This window comes from Mycolicibacterium helvum (assembly GCF_010731895.1).
Classification (GTDB): domain Bacteria; phylum Actinomycetota; class Actinomycetes; order Mycobacteriales; family Mycobacteriaceae; genus Mycobacterium; species Mycobacterium helvum.
Genome location: NZ_AP022596.1, coordinates 743168 through 766067, shown reverse-complemented (window position 1 = coordinate 766067; position 22900 = coordinate 743168). Strand labels below are relative to the sequence as shown.

5 protein-coding genes are annotated in these 22900 nt (G+C 65.3%); 4 read left to right on the top strand and 1 reads right to left on the bottom strand.

The genetic code is table 11. The features are described from left to right. Window positions 1-10 precede the first annotated feature (10 nt). The 4 genes from G6N38_RS03400 (at window position 11) to G6N38_RS30420 (ending at window position 21947) form a co-directional block, all read left to right on the top strand. The gene (locus G6N38_RS03400; RefSeq protein WP_163746255.1) at window positions 11-1279 is read left to right on the top strand and encodes a glycosyltransferase; all 1269 of its coding nucleotides are present in this window, start codon (window positions 11-13) and stop codon (window positions 1277-1279) included. 276 nt (window positions 1280-1555) lie between these two features. Next, window positions 1556-1783 carry an MbtH family protein gene (locus G6N38_RS03395; RefSeq protein WP_163746254.1) on the top strand — a complete coding sequence of 76 codons (228 nt, stop codon included), beginning with the start codon at window positions 1556-1558 and terminating at the stop codon, window positions 1781-1783. Window positions 1784-1810: 27 nt separating this feature from the next. Next, window positions 1811-6373, top strand: a complete 4563-nt coding sequence (locus tag G6N38_RS03390; protein ID WP_163746253.1) for a non-ribosomal peptide synthetase — start codon at window positions 1811-1813, stop codon at window positions 6371-6373. Further along, window positions 6360-21947, top strand: coding sequence for a non-ribosomal peptide synthetase (locus tag G6N38_RS30420; protein ID WP_170314143.1), 15588 nt, complete (start codon window positions 6360-6362; stop codon window positions 21945-21947). Before G6N38_RS03390 ends, G6N38_RS30420 begins: the two co-directional genes overlap by 14 nt. Here G6N38_RS30420 and G6N38_RS03380 read toward each other — a convergent pair. After that, window positions 21944-22891, bottom strand: a complete 948-nt coding sequence (locus G6N38_RS03380; protein ID WP_163746252.1) for a metal-dependent hydrolase — start codon at window positions 22889-22891, stop codon at window positions 21944-21946. The genes G6N38_RS30420 and G6N38_RS03380 overlap by 4 nt on opposite strands. Window positions 22892-22900: the final 9 nt, after the last annotated feature.

Below are 22900 nucleotides of genomic sequence, written 5' to 3'. Positions count from 1 at the left end.
CGCATCCACGATGAAGTTTGTGCTGGCAACCTGGGGTAGCCGCGGCGATATCGAGCCCACCGCGGCCGTCGGCCGAGAATTGGTACGCCGCGGGCACGATGTGTCTATGGCGGTTCCGCCCGACCTGATCGACTTCAGCAAGGCGGCAGTGCCCGCCACGGTCGGATTCGGGCCGAACTCGCGGTCAATTCTGGACGCGCACCGCGATTATTGGACGTGCTTTTTCAGCAGCCCGTGGAAAGTCCGGCGGATGGCCAGGGCGCGGGCCGAAATCTCCGGGCCGCTGTTCCAGGGTTGGCAGGACATGAGCGCGACGCTGATGTCGCTGGCCGACGGGGCCGACCTGATATTCAGCGGTATCAATTTCGAGGACGCCGCCTCCAACGTCGCCGAGCACTACGGCATTCCGTTGGCCACCCTGCATTACTTTCCGCTGCGGCCCAACGCCCGCGTCCTTCCCTTCCTGCCGGCACCCCTGGCCCGCGGGGTCGTCAGAGCGTTTTGGTGGATGTCGTGGCGCGGCACGAAGAAAGTCGAAGACACCCAGCGTCACGAGCTGGGCCTACCGAAGGCGACGCGGTCGGCGCCGTGGCGGATAACCGATAACGGGTCGCTGGAAGTCCAGGCGTATGACGAGGCATGCTTTCCCGGGCTCGCGGACGAATGGGCGCGATTCGAGGCCCAGCGCCCCTTCGTCGGGACGCTGACACTCGAGTTGCCCACTGCCGACGATGGCGAGGTCATGTCGTGGATTGCTGCGGGGACGCCGCCGATTTTCTTCGGCTTCGGCAGCATCCCGGTCGAATCTCCGGCCGACACGATCGCGATGATCGACGCGGCATGTGCGCGGCTGGGGGAGCGGGCGCTGGTCGGTGCTGCCGGAACCGACTTCACTGATGCCACACATTCCGACCGCGTCAAAGTGGTCGGCCTGATGAATTATGCGACGGTGTTTCCGGCTTGCCGCGCGGTTGTCCATCACGGGGGCTCGAGCACCACACCCATCGGCATGCGCGCAGGAGTGCCTCAGCTGATCCTCTTCTGGGATCTCGTTCATGCGATCTATGGCGCCGCGGTCAAGCGGCTGAAGGTAGGCACCGCGCGGCGGTTTTCCACCGTCACCGAGGAGTCGTTGGTCGCGGACCTGCGCACCATCCTTGCCCCCGACTACGTGACCAGAGCGCGTGCGCTCGCCACCCGGATCACCGAACCCGCCAAGAGCGCCGCGGACGCCGCCGATCGGTTGGAGGATTTCGCTCGTCGGGGACATCGCCGCTGACGTCACGTGCTTGCTGGCGCGCGGCACTAACGACCGTAGCTAGATTCGGCCCTCACATCGGCGCTGCGATGGCGCTGCGGCGAAACGCCTCTGTGCCAGACCTAACCGCGCCATCTGAGAGAAACCGGTGGCCACCGCTGTCACTAGGGCGGTTGACTGCACAGAAGGTTGCTACTGGTGATGTGAGTCACACCGAACTTCGTGACATGGGTCATACCCACGAAGTATGGTTTGGAACTTGTTCTACCCATATTGACGAGAGTGTCGGGAGACCCGGTGAGCACCAATCCGTTCGATGACGACGAGGGCAGTTTCGTCGTCTTGGTCAACGACGAGGAGCAACACAGCCTGTGGCCGACGTTCGCTGATGTCCCAGCCGGCTGGCGGGTCGTACACGGCGAAGCTGACCGCGCGGCATGCCTGGACTACATCGAAGCTAACTGGCCCGACATACGACCGAAGAGTCTGCGTGACCGGCTGGCAGGTAGCCGAGCGTCCGACTAGTTGAGCGGTTTGGTTCTGGGAGTTTTGATGGAGTTCAACGAGGATGCGCTTCCGCTGACGCGCGCGCAGCTGGATATCTGGCTAGCACAGGAGACGGGTCAAGCCGCGACCGACTGGCAACTTGGCATGCTGCTGAAGGTCGAGGGCGTGCTCGAACGCGATGCCTTCGAGTGGGCGCTGCAGCGGGCGACGCGGGAAGCCGAGCCGGTCCGGGCCGCATTCTTCGAAGAGGACGGCCACGTCTTCCAGCGGGTGATCGAATATCCGGACATCGACCTGGATTTCTATGACTTCACCAGTTCGGGTGACCCGGCACGCGACGTGCAGGAGGCGGCGCTATCGATCCAGCGCACGCCCATGCCGTTCACCGGCCCGCTGTTCAAATACGCCTTATTTGAAACCGGGCCAGCAGAGTTTTATATATTCGGGTGTTTCCACCATATCGTCATTGACGGTGCCGGAATTTGGTTGCTGGTTAATCGGGTCGCATCGATTTACTCCGCGACCGTTTCTGGCGATCTTATTCCGCCGGCGTTCTTTGGTTCCTTGCGGGACCTGCTTGAATGCGAAGTGGAATACGAAGAGTCCGGCGACTATCGCGACGACCAGGCTTACTGGACCGCCAACCTGCCCGCCGAGAGCGGACTGGACAACCGGCTACCGGAAGAGTCCGACGAACCCGATCCGGGTTGGCGTTCGGTGCCAGTTCCGCTGGATCCGGCGGTCCTGCGGCGAGTCGACGAGCTGGCTCACGAATGGGACATTCCCCGCACCTCGGTGATCGCCGCGGCCAGCGCGCTCTTGGTGCGCGGGCGCTGCGCGCAGGGCTCCGATGTGGTGTTCGACTTCCCCGTCAGCAGGCGAATCCGCCCCGAGCTGAAAACACTTCCCGGGATGGCTGCAGGTCTGGTGCCGCTCGTGTTGCGTACCCCCGCGGAGTCGTCGGTGCGCGATTTCTGCAAGCACGTCGATACCCGAATCTCCGAAGCCGTACGGCATCAGAGGTTTCCGGTGCATGCGCTCGAGCGCGGTGTGCACACCGCCGACCGGATCGTCATCAACTTCTTCCCGGCCGCCTTCACCCTGGATTTCGGCGGCGCCCCGGCATCGGCGAATATGACCAACTCCGGTCTTGCGGGCAGCACGGGGTTTACCTTCTCCGGGCTTGGCGACGAGCTTTACCTCAGCACGTTGGGGTCAGGGCCCCTGTTCGCGGATTGGGATGCCGAGGAGGTAACGCGGCACCTGGTCGAGGTGTTGGTGGCGATGACCGCAGATCCGGCGCGGCGGCTGTCGTCGATTGATGTGCTGGATGCTGGTGAGCGGGATTGTCTTGGGGCGTGGGGCAATCGGGCGGTGCTTGCCGAGTCGTTGAGCGCGCCGGTTTCGATTCCCGCGCTGTTTGCCGAGCAGGTGGCTCGCGTTCCGGAAACTGTGGCGCTGCGCTGCGGCGAGCAGTCCTGGACGTACCGCACACTGGACGAGACCTCGAACCGGTTGGCCCACCTGCTGGTGGCTCACGGCGCGGGACCCGGGCAGCGGGTGGCGTTGTTGTTGCCGCGGTCGGCCGAGGCGATTGTGGCGATCCTGGCGGTACTGAAGACCGGGGCAACCTACGTCGCGGTTGATCCGGCGGTGCCGGAGTCGCGGATGCAGTTCGTGCTCGATGATGCTGCGCCGGTGGCTGCGATCACCACGGCTGAGCTGCGTTCGCGGCTTGACGGGCGGGATCTGTTGGTCGTCGACTTCGGCGATCCGGCCGTTGACGGCCAGCCCAGTACGGCACTATCGGGGCCGGCCCCCGACGACATCGCGTACATCATCTACACGTCGGGAACCACGGGAACGCCCAAGGGCGTGGCCATACCGCACCACAACGTGACCCGTCTGCTTGAAGCGCTGGCCACCGAGATGGAACTGGCCGATCAGGTGTGGACACAGTGCCATTCGCTGGCCTTCGATTACTCGGTGTGGGAAATCTGGGGTGCCCTGCTCTATGGCGGCCGGGTGGTGGTCGTTCCCGACACGGTGGTCCGGTCGCCGGAAGATTTTTACGCTCTGTTGGTGTCCGAACGGGTCGATGTGCTGAGCCAGACTCCGACGGCGTTCTACGCCTTGCAAAGCGTCGACGTGCCCTCAGCTGACGCGGCGCAGCAGCTCGCGCTCAAAGCGGTGGTCTTCGGCGGCGAAGCCCTTGAGCCGCACCGTATTCGGGCCTGGATACAGAACCATCCTGGGTCGCCGCGGATGATCAACATGTACGGGATCACCGAAACCACCGTGCATGCGTCATTCCGCGAAGTGGTGGAGGCCGACACCGACAACGTGGTCAGCCCCATTGGGCGTCCGCTGGCCAATCTGGGTTTCTTTGTGCTCGACGGCTGGTTGCAGCCGGTTCCCGCGGGCGTGGTCGGCGAGCTGTATGTGGCTGGATCTGGGTTGTCCTACGGCTACGTTGGCCGGGCGGGGTTGTCCGGAACACGCTTCGTGGCGTGCCCGTTTGGTGCGCCGGGGGCGCGGATGTATCGGACTGGCGACTTGGTGCGTTGGAGTGCCGAGGGTGAGCTTGAGTATGTGGGGCGTGCCGATGAGCAGGTGAAGATCCGTGGTTATCGCATCGAGTTGGGCGAAATCCAGGCTGCGTTCAGCGAATTGGACGGTGTCGAACAGGCGGTGGTGATCGCCCGCGAGGACCGCGCCGGCGACAAGCGCCTGGTGGCCTACATCACCGGTTCCGCCGATCCGGCGGCTGCGCGTGCGGCCGTGGCCGAGCGACTCCCGGCCTATATGGTGCCGTCCGCTGTGGTGGCGATCGACGCGTTGCCGCTGACGGTCAACGGCAAGCTGGACACCAAGGCCCTGCCGGCCCCGGAGTATCAGGATGCCGACACCTATCGTGCGCCCTGTGACGCCGTGGAGGAGATCCTGGCGGGGATCTATGCCCAAGTCCTTGGGCTGGAGCGGGTCGGCGTGGACGAGTCGTTCTTCGAGTTGGGTGGCGACAGCATCCTGTCGATGCAGGTAGTGGCCCGGGCGCGGGCCGCGGGCGTGTTATGCCGTCCGCGCGACGTTTTCGTCGAGCAGACCGTGGCACGCCTGGCCCAGGTCGCGAAGGTGATTGACGGCGACAACGACCTGGTCGCAGACGGCGTCGGTCCGGTGATCGCCACCCCGATCATCCGCTGGCTCGAGAGTCTGGAAGCCGCGGGCAGCCCGGTTGCCCACTTCAATCAGACCGTGGTGGTGCAGGCACCCGTAGGCACCACCGAGGCCGATGTGCTGGTGATGCTGCAGCTCTTGTTGGATCGGCACGCCATGTTGCGGCTTCGGGTCGACCGCGATGATGTCGGAGGTTGGTCGCTGGAAGTGCCCGAGGCCGGCTCAGTGGATGCCCGTTCGCGTCTGCACACCGTCGACGTGCTCACCGACGACGCGGTGTTGCACGCCGGAACGCAGTTGAACCCGGCCGCCGGCGTCATGCTCAGCGCGGTGTGGGTGACTTCAACGAACCGGTTGGTGGCGATCATCCACCATCTGGCGATCGATGGGGTGTCGTGGCGAATCCTGTTGGAGGACCTCAATTTCGCCTGGGCCCAGCACCGGGCCGGTCAACCGGCGATGCTGCCCGAGCCGGGGACCTCCTTCGCCCGGTGGGCGGCGTTGCTCGATGAGCACGCACACCGCGCCGATGTCGTGGCCGAGGCCGACGTGTGGCGGCAGATCGGGGCCACGCCCGCCGCGCTGCCTGAGGTAGACCCGACCGTGGACACGTTGGTGACCGCCGGGAACCTCGCGGCAATCCTCGATATCGAGACCACTCAGACACTGCTCGGTGAGGTACCGGCGGCATTCCATGCCGGTGTGCACGAGATCATGCTGATCGCGTTCGCTTTGGCCACAACGGAATTCCTGGGGACCGCAGGCACGCCGATCTCCATCGACGTCGAGGGTCACGGGCGCGACGAGGAGTTGGTGGCCGCCCCGGGCGAGTCAGTCGACCTGTCGCGCACGGTGGGCTGGTTCACCGCCAAGTATCCGGTGGCGCTGGAAGTCGGTGGGTTGAGCTGGGCGCAGGTGGTGGCAGGCGATGCGAGGCTGGGTGCGGTTGTCAAGGCCGCAAAGGAACAGCTGCGAAACCTCCCCGAGGGCCTGAACTACGGGACCTTGCGCTACCTGAACACCGAGGTCGACTTGGACGGAGCCGATCCGGTGATCGGTTTCAACTATTTGGGGCGTCAGGGTGCGACGTCGGCCGAAACATCCGGTGAAGCTTGGCAGATCTGCTGGGACGGCTTGGCGAACATCAGTCCGAGCGTGAAACCGCCCATACCGCTGATGCACACCTTGGAACTCAATGCCGGCACGGTGGACACAGATGCCGGGCCGTGCTTGTCCGCAGCGTGGACGTGGGCGCCGTCGGCGCTGAATCAAGCGCAGGTTAACCGGTTGAGTCAGTTGTGGTTTGACGCGCTGACCGGCATCTGCGCGCATGTGCAAAGCGGTGGCGGCGGGCTGACGCCGTCGGATATCGCGGCCTGTCTGACCCAGGAACAGATCGACGAGCTTCAGCGGCAGTATGCGGATAGCTGATGTTCTGCCGCTGACTCCGCTGCAGCAGGGGTTGTTGTTTCACGCCAGCGCGGCGCTGGGTGGCGACGATGTGTATGCGGTTCAGCTGTATGTCAGTTTGAGTGGTCCGCTGGATCCGGACGGGTTGCGCACCGCGGTTCAGGCGGTGGTCACCCGGCATCCCAATTTGGCGGCACGGTTCTCCCAGCAGTACGCCGAGCCGGTCCAGATAATCCTCGCCGATCCGGAGGTGCCCTGGCAGTACGTCGAGCTGGACGGCGAGGAGCAGATCGCAGCACTCTGTGCTGAGGAGCGAATTGCGGTCTGCGAGTTGGGTAATGAGCCGGCGTTTCGGGCGGCGTTGATTCGGACCGGGGCTGATCAGTACCGGTTTGTGTTGACCAATCATCACATCGTGCTGGACGGGTGGTCGCTGCCGATCCTTCTGGGCGAGGTGTTCGCCACTTATTACGGACAGCGGTTGGGTCCGGCTGCGCCGTATCGGCGGTTCGTCAGTTGGTTGACCGGTCGCGATCTCGATGCCGCCCGTGCGGCGTGGGGCCAGGTGCTGGCCGGCTTCGATACCCCCACGTTGGTCGGCCCGGCGGGCCGGGTGCCGGCTGGGCGGGGCGTCGCGTCGTTTCAGCTGTCCAAGGACACCACGCGGGCGTTGGGTGAGCTGGCGCGGTCGTGTCACACGACGGTCAGCACGGTGTTGCAGGGCGCGTATGCGCGGGTGTTGATGTCGTTGACCGGTCAGCGTGATGTCGCGTTCGGCACGACGGTGTCGGGTCGGCCCGATGAGGTGTTGGGTGCGGACTCGATGGTGGGTCTGTTGATCAACACGGTGCCGGTTCGGGTCAGGATTTCCAGGGCGACCACGACCGCCGATCTGCTTGATCAGCTGCAGAATGATCACGCTCAGACGTTGGATCATCAGCATCTGGCGCTCAGCGAGATTCATCGGGTGACTGGTCAGGATCACCTGTTCGACACGTTCTTCGTGTATGAGAACTATCCGATCGACGCCGCGAAGCTGTCCGGCACCGACGGATTGGCTGTCACGAACTTCGCGCACCACGAAACCAACCACTATCCGCTTTCACTGCAAGCTATTCCGGGCGACGAGCTGACGCTGCGCGTCGAGTACGGCACCGATGTGTTCGACGCGGCCGGCGTCGACGCGCTTATCGATCGGCTCAACCGTGTCGTGACAACGATGATCGCCGACCCGACGGTGCCGTTGGCCTCGATGGATCTGCTGGGTGCGGACGAGCACGCCCAATTCGATCGATGGAGCAATCGGGCGGTGCTGGCCCAGCCGGCGCTCGTGGCACTGTCGATTCCCGCGTTGTTCGACGCCCAGGTCGCCCGGGACCCGGAAGCGACAGCACTGAGTTTCGATGGCCGCTCGACGACGTATCGCGAGTTGGAGGAGACTTCGAACCGGTTCGCTCATATGTTGGTGGGCAGGGGGATTGGTCCGGGTCAGCGGGTGGCGTTGTTGTTGCCGCGGTCGGCGGAGGCGATCGTGTCGATTCTGGCGGTGCTCAAGACCGGGGCGGCGTATGTGCCGATCGATCCGGCGGCGCCTTCGGCGCGGATGCAGTTGGTGCTCGATGATGCCGCGCCGGTGGCTGCGATCACCAACGCGGAGCTGGCCGGGCGGCTTGCGGGTGCGAACCTGCACATCATCGACGCGAACGACCCCGCTATTGCCGGTCAACCCGGTACGGCACTGCCCGGTCCGGCACCCGATGACATCGCGTACCTGATCTACACCTCGGGCACCACCGGTGTCCCCAAAGGTGTTGCCATCACGCATCGCAACGTTGCCCAGTTGGTGGAATCCCTGCATGCAGCACCCCTGCCGCGGACCCGGGTCTGGTCGCAGTGTCGGTCCTACGGCTTCGACGTCTCGGTCCAAGAGATCTTCGGCGCACTGTTGGGCGGCGGGCGGTTGGTGGTGGTGCCAGAATCGGTGGCCCGTGCACCAGAAGATCTGCAGAGGGTGCTGGTCGCCGAACACGTGAGCGTATTCAGTACCACCCCGTCCGAAGTGGGGATGCTGTCGCCCAAGGTTCTCGACTCGGTGGCGCTGATCATCGGCGCTGAACCGTGCCCGACCGAGCTGATGGATCAGTGGGCGCCCGGGCGAGTCATGATCAACGCCTACGGTCCGACTGAGACGACCGTCGATGTGGCACTCAGCGCACCGCTGGCGGCGGGATCCGGTGCGGTGCCGATCGGACCGCCGATATCCGGGGCTGCTTTGTTCGTCCTCGATAGTTGGTTGCGCCCGGTCCCCGCAGGGGTGGTCGGCGAGTTGTATGTCGCCGGTAACGGCGTGGGCGTCGGGTACCTGGATCGCGCGGGGTTGACCGGATCACGTTTTGTGGCATGCCCATTCGGCGGTTTCGGGACGCGGATGTATCGCACCGGTGACCTGGCGTGGTGGGGTGCCGACGGCCAGCTGCGGTATGTGGGGCGGGCCGACGAGCAGGTCAAGATCCGCGGCTATCGCATCGAACTCGGCGAAGTTCAAGCGGTACTGGGCGGGCTTGACGGCGTCGACCAGGCGATTGTGATCGCTCGCGAGGACCGGCCCGGCGAGAAGCGACTGGTTGGTTACGTCACCGGAGCGCCGGCTGCCCTCGACCCGGCCGCGTTGCGCGCGGCCGTGGCAGAACGCTTGCCGGAGTACATGGTTCCGGCGGCGATCGTGGTGATCGATGCGGTGCCATTGACGGTCAACGGCAAGCTCGACCGGCGGGCATTACCGGCACCGGAGTTCACCGACACCGGTCAATACCGCGCCCCGGCCTCCGTGGTGGAGGAGGCGCTGGCCGACATCTACGTCAAGGTGCTTGGCGTGAAGCGCGTCGGCGTGGACGACTCGTTCTTCAACCTCGGCGGGGATTCACTCTCAGCGATGCGCCTCATCGCCGCGGTCAACACCGCTCTGAATACTCGGCTTTCGGTGCGCGCACTGTTCGAGTCGCCAACGGTCGCCCAGTTGGCGGTGCTGATCGGTGGGGAAAGAGCCCAGCTGGAGCCGGTTGCCGCCGAGCCGCAGCCTGTCGTCGCCAAGAGCAGCTCGACGGGCTTCGGTGGCCCGATGCGGATCGACGATGTTCTGCCGTTGACTCCGCTGCAGCAGGGGTTGTTGTTTCACGCCAGCGCGGCGCTGGGTGGCGACGATGTGTATGCGGTTCAGCTGTATGTCAGTTTGAGTGGTCCGCTGGATCAGGAGCGACTGGGCACGGCAGTCCAGGAGGTGGTTGCCCGGCATCCCAACCTTGCAGCCCGCTTCTCCCAACGGTTCGATGAGCCGGTGCAGGTCATCCCAGCCGATCCGGTGGTGCCCTGGCAGTATTTCGAGCTCGACGGCGACGACGTCGAGGAGCAGATCGCGCAGGTGTGCGCGGCCGAACGTGTTGCAGTGTGCGAGTTGGTCAATGAGCCGGCGTTTCGGGCGGCGTTGATTCGGACCGGGGCTGATCAGTACCGGTTTGTGTTGACCAATCATCACATCGTGCTGGACGGGTGGTCGCTGCCGATCCTTCTGGGCGAGGTGTTCGCCACTTATTACGGACAGCGGTTGGGTCCGGCTGCGCCGTATCGGCGGTTCGTCAGTTGGTTGACCGGTCGCGATCTCGATGCTGCCCGTGCCGCATGGCGGCGGGTGCTGGCCGGCTTCGAAACTCCGACGTTGTTGGGTGCGGCGGGCCGGGCGAGTCTGGGGCGGCGCGACGTGGTCTCGTCCGCCATGTCCGAAGAGATGACCCGGTCGCTCGGCACATTGGCGCGGTCGTGTCACACGACGGTCAGCACGGTGTTGCAGGGCGCGTATGCGCGGGTGTTGATGTCGTTGACCGGTCAGCGTGATGTCGCGTTCGGCACGACGGTGTCGGGTCGGCCCGATGAGGTGTTGGGTGCGGACTCGATGGTGGGTCTGTTGATCAACACGGTGCCGGTTCGGGTCAGGATTTCCAGGGCGACCACGACCGCCGATCTGCTTGATCAGCTGCAGAATGATCACGCTCAGACGTTGGATCATCAGCATCTGGCGCTCAGCGAGATTCATCGGGTGACTGGTCAGGATCACCTGTTCGACACGTTCTTCGTGTATGAGAACTATCCGATCGACGCCGCGAAGCTGTCCGGCACCGACGGATTGGCTGTCACGAACTTCGCGCACCGCGAATACAACCATTACCCCATTGCGATACAAGCCTTGCCCGGCGTCGAACTGACGCTGCGCGCCGAGTACGACACCGATGTGTTCCAGGCTGCCGATGTCGAAGCCTTGATCAGCCGCCTCAAGCGCGTTCTAGCGGCCATGATCGCCGACCCGGGCCGTGCGCTGTCCTCGTTCGACGTGCTCGACGAGGCCGAGATCGGGAACGTGGTTCAGTGGAGCAACAGGGCTGCGCTGGAACAACCGGCTCCGATTCAGCCGTCGATCCCGGCTATGTTCGCCGCCCAGGTGGCACGCGCTCCCGAGGCGCTGGCGCTGACCTGGGGTGAGCGTTCCTGGACGTATCGCGAGTTGGAGGAGACTTCGAACCGGTTCGCTCATATGTTGGTGGGCAGGGGGATTGGTCCGGGTCAGCGGGTGGCGTTGTTGTTGCCGCGGTCGGCGGAGGCGATCGTGTCGATTCTGGCGGTGCTCAAGACCGGGGCGGCGTATGTGCCGATCGATCCGGCGGTGCCTTCGGCGCGGATGCAGTTGGTGCTCGATGATGCCGCGCCGGTGGCTGCGATCACCAACGCGGAGTTGGCCGGGCGGCTTGCGGGTGCGAATCTGCACATCATCGACGCGAACGACCCCGCTATTGCCGGTCAACCCGGTACGGCACTGCCCGGTCCGGCACCCGATGACATCGCGTATCTGATCTATACCTCGGGCACCACCGGTGTCCCCAAAGGTGTTGCCATCACCCACCAGAACGTGACCCAGCTGCTAGCCGCCATGGACGCCAATATCGCTATGGCGGGACAGGTGTGGTCGCTCTGGCATTCCCTGGCCTTCGATGTTTCGGTGTGTGAGATGTGGGGCGCGCTGTTGTACGGCGGCCGATTGGTGGTGGTGCCCGAATCGGTGGCCCGCGCACCGGAGGAATTCCATGCCCTGTTGGCTGCCGAACAGGTCACCGTCCTGTCCCAGACGCCGTCGGCCTTCTATGCGCTACAAACCGCGGACGCCCTGCAGCCCGACGTCAGCTGTCAGCTGAAGCTGCATGCGGTGATATTCGCCGGTGAAAGGCTTGAACCACAGCGGCTTCGGGCGTGGCTGGACAGTCACCCCGGCTCGCCACGTCTGCTCAACCTGTACGGGACCACCGAGACCACGGTGCACGCGTCGTTCCGGGAGATCGTCAAGGAAGACACCGGCGCCGACGTCAGCCCGGTCGGTGGGCCGCTGCCGGACTTGGCGTTCTTCGTGCTGGACCAGTGGTTGCGCCCGGTGCCGACAGGCGTTGTCGGTGACTTGTATGTGGCCGGGCCGCAGGCTGGTTTGGGGTATTGGCGGCGGCCGGGGTTGTCGTCGTCGCGCTTCGTCGCCTGCCCGTTCGGTGCGCCGGGGATGCGCATGTATCGCACCGGGGATCTGGTGTGGTGGGGCGCCGATGGCGAGCTGCGGTATGTCGGGCGCGCCGACGAGCAGGTCAAGATCCGTGGGTACCGGATCGAACTGGGTGAGGTTCGCGCCGTGCTCGCGGAGCTTGACGGAGTTGCGCAGGCGGTCGTGATCGCCCGCGAAGACCGCCCCGGTGACAAGCGACTGGTTGGTTACGTCACCAGTGCTTCGGCTGTCCCCGACCCCGCCGCCTTGCGCGCGGCGGTGGCAGAACGCCTGCCGGAGTACATGGTTCCGGCCGCGATCATGGTGATCGATGAACTGCCCTTGACGGTCAACGGGAAACTCGACCGCCGGGCATTGCCGGCGCCGGAGTTCGCGGGCACCGACTCCTACCGTGCCCCGGCCACAGCGGTCGAGGAGATCCTGGTTGGCATCTACGCCAGGATCCTGGGCCTGAGTCGTGTCGGCGTGGACGACTCGTTCTTTGATCTGGGCGGGGATTCGCTATCGGCGATGCGTCTGATCGCCGCCGTCAATACCGGCCTGAATACTCACCTTTCGGTGCGAGCCCTGTTCGAGGCGCCCTCGGTCGCACAGTTGGCGCCGCGTATCGGCGGGGATGACGATCGGCTGAAGCCGTTGCGGCCCGTGGAGCGGCCCTCGGTCATCCCGTTGTCGTTCTCGCAGAACCGATTGTGGTTCCTCGACCAGCTGCAGGGGCCGTCGCCGACGTACAACATGGCGGTGGGCCTACGGTTGCGCGGACCGCTCAACACGGCGGCACTCGGCGCTGCACTTGCCGACGTGGTGGGCCGCCACGAGAGCCTGCGCACGATCTTCGCCGCACCAGGGGGGATACCTCAGCAGGTTGTGGTACCCGTCGCTGATGCTGACTTTGGTTGGGACGTCGTCGATGCGGCTGGCTGGTCACAAGCCCAGCTGGATGAGGCCGTGAGCAAGGTCGCGTTGCATTCATTCGACCTGTCGACCGAGATTCCAATGCAGGCCCGGCTATTCCGGGTCACCGACGACGACCATGTGGTGGTGGCCGTGGCTCACCACATCGCAGCCGACGGGTTGTCGATGGGCCCGATGGTGAACGACCTGGGGGTAGCGTACGTCTGTCGCGGGGCTGGCTTGAACCCCGTCTGGCCCGAATTGCCAGTCCAATACGTCGATTACACGCTATGGCAGCGTGCGCAATTCGGCGATTTGGACGATGGCAACAGTCTCATTGCTGCACAGCTGGCGTACTGGCAAGACGCACTGGCCGGCATGCCGGAGCGGCTGCAATTGCCGACCGACCGGCCGTATCCGACGGTAGCGGACCAGCGCGGCGCCACTGTCGGGTGGCAATGGCCCGTCGAATTGCAGCAGCGGATCGCTGCGGTGGCCCGCGAGCACAATGCGACCAGTTTCATGCTGGTTCAGGCTGCGCTTTCGTTGCTGCTGGGCAAGATGAGCGCGAGTTCCGATGTGGCGGTGGGATTCCCGATCGGGGGCCGCAACGACCCCGCCCTCGACGCTCTGGTGGGTTTCTTCGTCAACACCTTGGTGCTACGGGTCGACATCGGCGGTGACCCCACTGTCGCCGACCTGCTGGCGCAGGTGCGTACGCGCAGTCTGGCCGCCTACGAGCATCAAGACGTGCCGTTCGAAGTGGTCGTCGAACGGATCAACCCCACTCGATCGCTCAACCACCATCCGCTGGTCCAGGTGATGCTGGCCTGGCAGAACTTGCCGGGTGAGACCAGCGAAGACATTGCGCTGGCGCTAGGGGACCTGCAGGTTACCCAGCTGCCGCTCGACACCCATACCGCCCGGGTGGATCTCGCATTCTCGTTGACCGAACGCTGGACCCACGCCGGCGAGCCGACCGGGGTCTTTGGCATGGCCGAGTTCCGCACCGACGTCTTCGATGCCGCGAGCATCGAGACGTTGGTCAAGCGGCTCGAGCGGGTGTTGGTGGCCATGACCGCTGACCCCGCCCAGCGCGTGTCGTCGATCGATGTTCTCGACTCCGCTGAACATGCGCATCTCGACGCGATCGGCAACCGTGCAGTGTTGAGCGAGTCTGTGTCAGAGTCCGTTTCGGTTCCGGAGTTGTTCGCCGCGCAGGTCAATCGCGCCCCGCGGGCCGTCGCGCTGACCTCCGGTGACGTGTCGATGACCTATCAAGAGCTCGAAGACTCGGCAAACCGATACGCGCACCTGCTTTCTGGCCGCGGCGTCGAAGCTGGCGATTGTGTCGCACTATTGCTGGACCGATCCGCCGACGCCGTCGTCGTGATGCTGGCCGCGCTCAAAGTCGGGGCGGCATACCTCGCGATCGATCCCGCGCTGCCGGAGACCCGCGTCGAGTTCATGCTCGCCGATGCCGCGCCGGTTGCCGTCGTCACCACCGCCGTCCTGCGGTCGCGGCTGCACGGGCACGACGTCGCCGTCATCGACATCGATGACGAGGGTGTTGGTCGCCAGCCCAGCACGCCGCTGCCGGCGCCGTCCCCGGACAACATCGCGTACCTCATCTACACCTCGGGCACGACCGGCACCCCCAAGGGTGTTGCACTGTCCCACCGCAACCTGGCCCATCTGGCGGCCTCGGCGCATCCGGCTTTGCCAGCCAACCAGGTGTGGACGCAATGCCACTCGTATGCGTTCGACTTCTCGGTGTGGGAGATCTGGGCCGCGCTGCTCGGTGGCGGGCGGCTGCTGGTCGTGCCCGACGCGGTGGTCCGCTCACCGGACGAGTTCCACGCCCTGTTGGTCAGCGAACACGTCAACGTGCTCACCCAAACGCCGTCGGCGGTAGCCGCACTGCGCCCGGAGGGGCTCGAGTCGGTGGCGCTGCTGCTCGGCGGCGAGGCCTGTCCACCCGAAGTGGTGGAACAGTGGGCGCCCGGCCGGGTGGTCATCAACGCCTACGGTCCCACCGAGGTCACGGTGTACGCGTCGATGAGTGCGCCGTTGACAGTGGGAGCCGAGGTGCCGATCGGCGCACCGCCACCGACCGTCGCATTGTTCGTCCTTGACGAACGGTTGCGCCCCGTGCCGGAGGGGGTGGTCGGCGAACTGTACGTGGCGGGCCGCGGCGTTGGCGTCGGCTACATCGGCCGCACCGGTTTGACGGCATCCCGGTTCGTGCCATGCCCGTTCGGCGAGCCCGGCGCGCGCATGTATCGCACCGGCGACCTGGTGCGCTGGCGTGCCGATGGACAGCTGCAATATCTCGGGCGCGCCGACGAGCAGGTCAAGATCCGCGGCTACCGCATCGAGCCCGGCGAGGTTCAAGCCGTGCTGGCCGGCCTCGACGGGGTCGACCAGGCGGTGGTGATCGCCCGCGAGGATCGTGCTGGTGACCCGCGTCTGGTGGGCTACTTCACCGGCACCGCGGATCCGGTCAAGATCCGGGTCGCGCTCGCCGAAAAGCTGCCGTCCTATATGGTTCCGGCCGCGGTGCTGGAGTTGGCAGCGCTGCCCCTCACCGTCAGCGGCAAACTGGACCGGCGGGCACTGCCGGCGCCGGACTACCAAGACGCGGAAAACTACCGTGCGCCAAGCTCTCCCACCGAGGAGATTCTGGCCGGAATCTTCGCCCAGGTGCTGGGTACCGACCGAGTCGGGGTCGACGACTCGTTCTTCGACCTGGGTGGGGATTCGCTGTCGGCGATGCGCCTGGTCGCGGCGGTCAACAACAGTCTGGGTTCCGGTCTGGCGGTGCGCGCGCTGTTCGAGGCACCCACCGTTGCCCAGCTGGCGCCCCGGGTCACCGGGGACGAGAGCAAGTCCGAGCCCCTGGTGGCCGGCCCGCGGCCGGACGTGGTGCCGCTCTCGTTCGCTCAGAACCGGTTGTGGATCGTTGATCAGCTCCAAGGGCCGTCGCCGATCTACAACCTGCCGGTGGCATTGCGGCTGCGCGGACAGTTGGACCCCGACGCGTTGGGTGCTGCGCTCGCCGACGTCGTGGACCACCAGCAGAGCCTGCGCACGCGGTTCCCGGCGGTCGAAGGCGTACCCCAGCAGCTCGTTGTGGCCGCCGATGTCGCGGATTTCGGCTGGGCCGTCATCGATGCCACCAGCTGGTCGGACGCCGAGTTGATGGACGCCATCGAAACGGCGACGCGCTATACCTTTGACCTGGCGACCGAAATCCCGATGCAGGCCAGGCTTTTCCGCGTCGCGGACGATGAACACATCCTGGTGGCCGTCGTGCACCACATCGCTGCCGACGGCTGGTCCATCGCACCGCTGGTGCGTGATCTGGGCGTCGCCTATGCCAGCCGGTCGGCCGGGGTGGCGCCCGGGTGGGCCGACCTTGCGGTGCAGTACGTCGATTACACGCTGTGGCAGCGTTCGAGGCTGGGTGATCTGGCCGATACCGACAGCCGCATTTCCGCCGAACTGGCTTACTGGGAAGACGCTCTGGCCGGGATGCCCGAGCAGTTGCAGCTGCCCACCGACCGGCCGTATCCCGTGGCTGCCGACTATCGTGGGGCCCGGCTGGAGGTGGAGTGGCCGGCTGAGTTGCAGCAGCAGGTCGCCCGGGTGGCCCGCGAGCACAACGCGACCAGCTTCATGGTGATTCAGGCCGCGCTGGCGGTGCTGCTGTCGAACCTGAGTGCCAACAATGATGTGGCGGTTGGCTTCCCGATCGCCGGACGTGGTGACACCGCGTTGGACGAACTCGTCGGCTTCTTCGTCAACACGTTGGTGTTGCGTGTCGACCTGACCGGAAATCCCACCTTCGCCGATCTGCTGGCGCAGGTGCGCAGACGGAGCCTGTCCGCCTATGAGCATCAGGATGTGCCGTTCGAGGTGCTGGTGGAGCGGCTCAAGCCAACCCGAAGCATGGCCCATCATCCGCTGGTGCAGGTGGTGTTGGCGTGGCAGAACTTTGGCTGGCAGGCCGGCGACGCCGCAGGGCTGTCGCTGGGCGATCTGCAGGTCGAGCCGATGGCGGTGGACACCGAGACGGCTCGAATGGATCTGACCTTCAATCTGGCGGAACGCTGGAACGAGGCGGGTGACCCTGCTGGGATCGGGGGCGGCGTCGAATTCCGCACCGACGTCTTCGATGCTGCCAGCATCCAGAACTTGGTCGACCGGTTGCAGCGGGTGCTGGCCGAGATGACCGCCGACCCGACTCGGCGGATGTCGGCGCTGGATGTTCTGGACACTGACGAGCACGCTCGCCTCGACCAGGTCGGCAACCGCGCGGTACTGACTCAGTCGGTGAGCACCCCGGAGACGATCGCGTCGATGTTCGCCACGCAGACCGTACGCACCCCCGACGCGGCGGCGGTCACGTTCGAGGGCGTGTCGATGACGTACCGTGAACTCGACGAGGCGGCCGATCGTGCGGCGCGCATGTTGGCCAGCCGCGGCGCAGGTCCCGGACAACGGGTCGCGCTGCTGTTGCCGCGCTCGGCCGAGGCGATCGTGGCAATGGTGGCGGTGGTCAAGACCGGAGCCACCTACGTGCCGATCGATCCCTCGGTGCCCGAGGCGCGGCGACAGTTCGTGCTTGGTGACGCCAAGCCGGTCGCCGCTGTCACCACCGCCGGGCTGGCCGAACTGCTTGACGGACACGACCTCTCAGTCATCGACGCGAGCGAGCTCCTTGCCCCGGCCGTCGATACCGGTGCACCGCTACCCGGGCCGAACGCCGGCGATATCGCTTACATCATCTACACCTCCGGCACTACGGGAACGCCCAAGGGTGTGGCGATTCCGCATCGCAACGTGGTTAGTCTGCTGCAGACCTTGGACGCCGACATGGATATGTCGGGGCTGGCCTGGTCGCAGTGCCATTCCCTGGCATTCGACTTCTCGGTGTGGGAGATCTGGGGGGCGCTGCTCTACGGCGGCCGGGTGGTCGTGGTACCCGATGCGGTGGTGCGCTCGCCAGAAGATCTGCATGCCTTGCTGGTCTCCGAGCAGGTCGGTGTGCTGAGTCAAACCCCCTCGGCGTTCTATGCACTGCAGACCGCGGACGCGGCGCATCCCGCGCTGGGCGCTCAACTCAAGCTCGAGGCCGTGGTATTCGGCGGGGAAGCGCTTGAACCACAACGGATGCGGGCCTGGCTGGAGAATCATCCTGCCGGCACGCCACGACTGATCAACATGTACGGCATCACGGAAACCACCGTGCATGCCTCGTTCCGGGAGATCGTCACAGGTGACGCGGACAGCGCCGTCAGCCCCATCGGGGTGCCGCTGGATCATCTCGGCTTCTTCGTCCTGGACACCTTGCTGCGGCCGGTGCCGCCTGGCGTCGTCGGCGAGCTGTATGTGGCCGGCGCCGGGGTTGCCGACGGGTACATCGGGCGGGCTGGGCTGTCCTCGACCCGATTCGTGGCGTGCCCGTTCGGGAAGCCGGGGGCGCGGATGTACCGCACCGGCGATCTGATGGCCTGGGGCGCTGATGGCGAGCTGCGTTATATGGGCCGTTCCGACGAGCAGGTCAAGATCCGTGGCTACCGGATCGAACTCGGCGAAATCCAAGCTGCGCTCAGTGAATTGGATGGTGTCGAGCAGGCGGTGGTGATCGCCCGCGAAGATCGCCCGGGTGACAAGCGTCTGGTCGGCTATGTGACCGGCGATGTCGATATCGCGAGTGCGCGCACGGTGTTGGGCGACCGGTTGCCGTCGTACATGGTGCCCTCCGCTGTGGTGGCCATCGATGCGCTGCCGCTCACCGTCAACGGCAAACTGGACACCAAGGCCTTGCCGGCACCGGACTATCAGGACGTCGACTCCTACCGCGCGCCCTCGGACGCGGTGGAGGAGATCCTGGCCGGCATCTACGCCCAGGTACTCGGGCTGGAGCGGGTCGGCGTCGACGAATCGTTCTTCGAGCTCGGCGGCGACAGCATCCTGTCGATGCAGGTGGTCGCGCGAGCACGGGCCGCCGGGGTGCTGTGCCGACCGCGTGACATCTTCGTCGAACAGACGGTCGCCGGGCTGGCCAGAGTCGCAACGCTTTCCGACGGCGACAACGACGTCGTCGACGAGGGCGGCGGCCCGCTGCTGGCGACCCCGATCATCCGATGGCTGCATGACGTCGCGGGCCCGGTTGATCAGTTCAACCAGACCGTGCTGATTCAGGCGCCGGTAGGCGTCACCGAGGACGACGTGCTGGTGGTGCTGCAAGCTGTGCTGGACCGGCACGCCATGTTGCGGCTGCGCGTCGAGGACGACGACACCGGAGAGTGGTCACTGACCGCACCCGACCCCGGAGCGGTCGACGCCCGCACGAGCTTGCACACCGTCGACGTGTTGTCGGACGAAACGGTCGCCAAGGCTCGATCGAGGCTGAATCCCGCGGCCGGCGCGATGGTGAGCGCGCTGTGGGCAGCGCCCACCGGACAGCTGCTGATCATCGCGCACCACCTTGCCGTCGACGGCGTGTCGTGGCGAATCTTGGTGGAGGACTTCAACCTCGCCTGGGCGCAGCTGCACGGTCGTCAGCAGGTCGAACTGCCGCCACCGCGGACATCCTTCGCTCGGTGGGCATCGATCTTGGCCGAGTACGCGTACCACCCTGAGGTCGTCGAGCAGGCGGCGCGCTGGCGACAGATCACGGCCGTTCCCGCGCCACTGCCCGCGGTCCAACCGGCTGTCGACACGTACGCCAACGCGGGCAGTCTGTCGGTGGAGCTCGACCCCGAGACCACCAGGATGCTGCTCGGCGAAGTACCGGCAGCCTTCCATGCGGGAATCAACGACATTCTGCTGATCGCGTTCGGGTTGGCGTTGACCGAATTCCTGGGCACGGCAGGCTCGCCGGTCGTCATCGATGCGGAGGGACACGGCCGCCAAGAAGAGGTTGCCGACGTCGACTTGTCACGCACGGTCGGATGGTTCACCACCAAATTCCCGGTATCGCTCGCGGTGGGTGGGCTGGACTGGGATCAGGTGCTCGTCGGCGATCTGGAACTGGGGCCGATCATCAAGGATGCCAAGGAGCAGCTCCGAGCGCTGCCTGATGGATTGACCTACGGTCTGCTGCGTTACCTCAACAACGATGTCGATCTGGCCGGTGCCGACCCGACGATCGGATTCAACTATCTGGGCCGCATGAGTGGCGGTGGCGGTCAGATGTCCGGTGACTACTGGGAGATCCGCGAGGACGGCTGGAAGGTGACGGGCGCCGCGGCAGCGGTCCCGATGCCGCTGATGCACACCGTCGAACTCAATGCCGGCACCGTGGAAACCCTTGACGGCCCACGGCTTCGCGCCGGCTGGACGTGGGCGCTCTCGGCGCTGGACCACGCGCAGGTCTCCCGGCTGTCGGGGCTGTGGTTCGACGCGCTGGCCGGCATCTGCGCCCATGTGCACGGTGGCGGTGGGGGATTGACGCCGTCGGATATCGCACCCGCCCGGTTGACTCAGCAGCAGATCGACGACCTGTGCCAGGCGCAGAACGTCGCCGACATCTTGCCGTTGACCCCCTTGCAACGAGGATTGCTGTTCCACGCCAACATCGCTCACTCCTCTGGCGATGATGTGTACGCGGTGCAGATGGGTGTCACGTTGAGCGGGCGGCTCGATCGGTACCGGCTGCAGGAGGCTGTGCAGTCGGCAGTCCAGCGCCATCCGAACCTGCTGGCGCGGTTCTGTAGTGCGGCTGGCGGGCAGGAGCGAAGTGACCCGGGAATTCACTTCGACGAGCCGGTCCAGGTCATCCCGGCTGATCCCGTGCTGCCGTGGCAGTATGTCGATCTCAGCAGGCAGCCCGCCGATCGTGATGAGCAGATCGCAGCGCTCTGCCGTGCGGAGCGCCTTGCGGTCTGTGATCTGGCCGAGCAGACGGCGTTCCGGGCCACGTTGATCCGCATCGCACCAGATCAGCATCGGTTGGTGTTGACCAACCATCACATCCTGCTCGATGGCTGGTCGCTGACCGTGCTGTTGCAGGAAGTGTTCGCCGGCTACTACGGACAGCGACTGCCCGCGGCGGTGCCCTATGGCAGGTTCATCACGTGGCTGGCCGATCGCGATGTGTCGGCGGCTCGGTCAGCCTGGCGAGAGACGCTGGCCGGCTTCGACACCCCGACCTTGGTGGGCCCACCGGACCTGGGAGTCGGGCCGCGCAACGTTATCTCGCTTCGGGTCTCGCCAGAGACCACGCTGGCGCTGACCGAGCTGGCGCGCACACACCACACCACCATCAGCACTGTGCTGCAGGCTGCTTGGACGCAGCTGCTGATGGAGATGACCGGTCAGCGCGACGTCGCCTTCGGTGTCGTGGTCGCGGGGCGGCCGGCGGACGTGGCGGGTGCGGATTCAATGGTGGGCCTGTTGATCAATACGGTGCCGATGCGGGTGAGCGTTTCACCGGACACCACTATCGCCGGTCTGCTCGATCAGCTGCAGGACAGTCGAAGCCGCACATTCGAATACGAGTACCTGGGGCTCAACGAGATTCACCGAGTCGCCGGTCAGACAAAGCTGTTCGACACGGTGTTCGTGTACGAGAACTATCCCACCGACACCTCATTGTTGTCCGGTGCGGATGGGCTGAGCGTCACCGACGTCGCCAGCCGTGACTACTACCACTACCCACTCACGATCCAGGCGGTACCGGGTAACGAACTGGACCTTCGGATCCAATACCGAACAGATGTGTTCGACGACAACAGCATTCAACAGCTGGTCGGGCAACTCGATCGGGCGCTGACGACGATGGCCACCGATCCTGGCCGGCAGTTGGCTGCCGTCGACGGGTGGGACAACCCGCCGTTGCCCGCCACGCCAGCGCCCGAACGCCCTGGTTACCGCGCGCCTACCGCCGATATCGAGCAGATCCTCTGCGACATCTACACCCAGGTGTTAGGGGTGGATCGCGTCGGGCTGGACGACTCGTTCTTTGATCTGGGTGGGGATTCACTGTCCGCGATGCGGGCCGTGGTTGCGATCAATTCCGCCCTTGATGGCCAGGTGACGTTGCCCGAGTTCTTTGCGACGCCGGCGGTGCGCGAGTTGAGCCAGCGGGTGGCGGGTTAGCCCTGTGCCGCTTGATTCTCCGCGGTGTACCACCGGGTGACGTCGTAGCCGGCGTCGTAGCGGGCAAGCCACTCAGTGGCCAGCGCAGGAAACGTGTGCCTGGCGGGATTATGGCCCGGGATCTGGCTGCGCATGACTCCGAATGCTGCAACAGCTTGAACTCGGAGCGGTATGTGCGGGTAGAACTTTTGCATCGGTCCATAGTCGGGCACGTCGAACCGGCCGAATCGCTTCAAGAATGGAAATCGCTGTGTGAGGCCCAGTTTGATGCTTGGGCCGAATACCGACGTCGCGTCGACCTTCCGCTCCTCGAGCGGGATGAGTGTGTTCAGACGATTGATGGCGGTCGCCAGCACGCCGCCGGCATGTTGGAACACCTTCGGTGCCACGCGCGTCCGGTACAACGGTTCGCCAACCACGGCGTCGTAGATGATCAGCGCGGAGCTGCGGTGTTCGATTTCTTCGATGAAGTGCCACAGGAACAATGACGCCACTCGATCGTCGCCGGGCGCGAACAGACTGTCGGCGTTGTTGAGCATCATGGTGAACGTCGGGGTGAACGTTGCCTCGAGGTCGGCGATATAGGCCAACCGATACTTCGCCGACGTCGCGGCGGTCAGTTCGTCGTAGACCGCCGTCATTTCGTCGAGGATCTCCTGCAGCGCGGGATAAGCCTTGATCAGTTCCTTGGCATGCTGCCGGTGGGCCATGCTGTGCTGGCCTTCTTGCCGGACGAACGCCAGAGCCTCTTCGGCGACTTCCGGGTCGGTGATCGTCGGCAGCACCTCGTGGACCGTCGCGCTGATCATTTTCTCGATGACGAGGAAAAAGAAAGACAACACATTGGCCGCGCAGGAGAACGCCGGGTCGGACGGGTTCCAGATGAACGGAACGGGGTAGTCGGCGAAGCCGAATCGCATCTTCCGCACTTGCAGATCAGTCACCTGAATTGC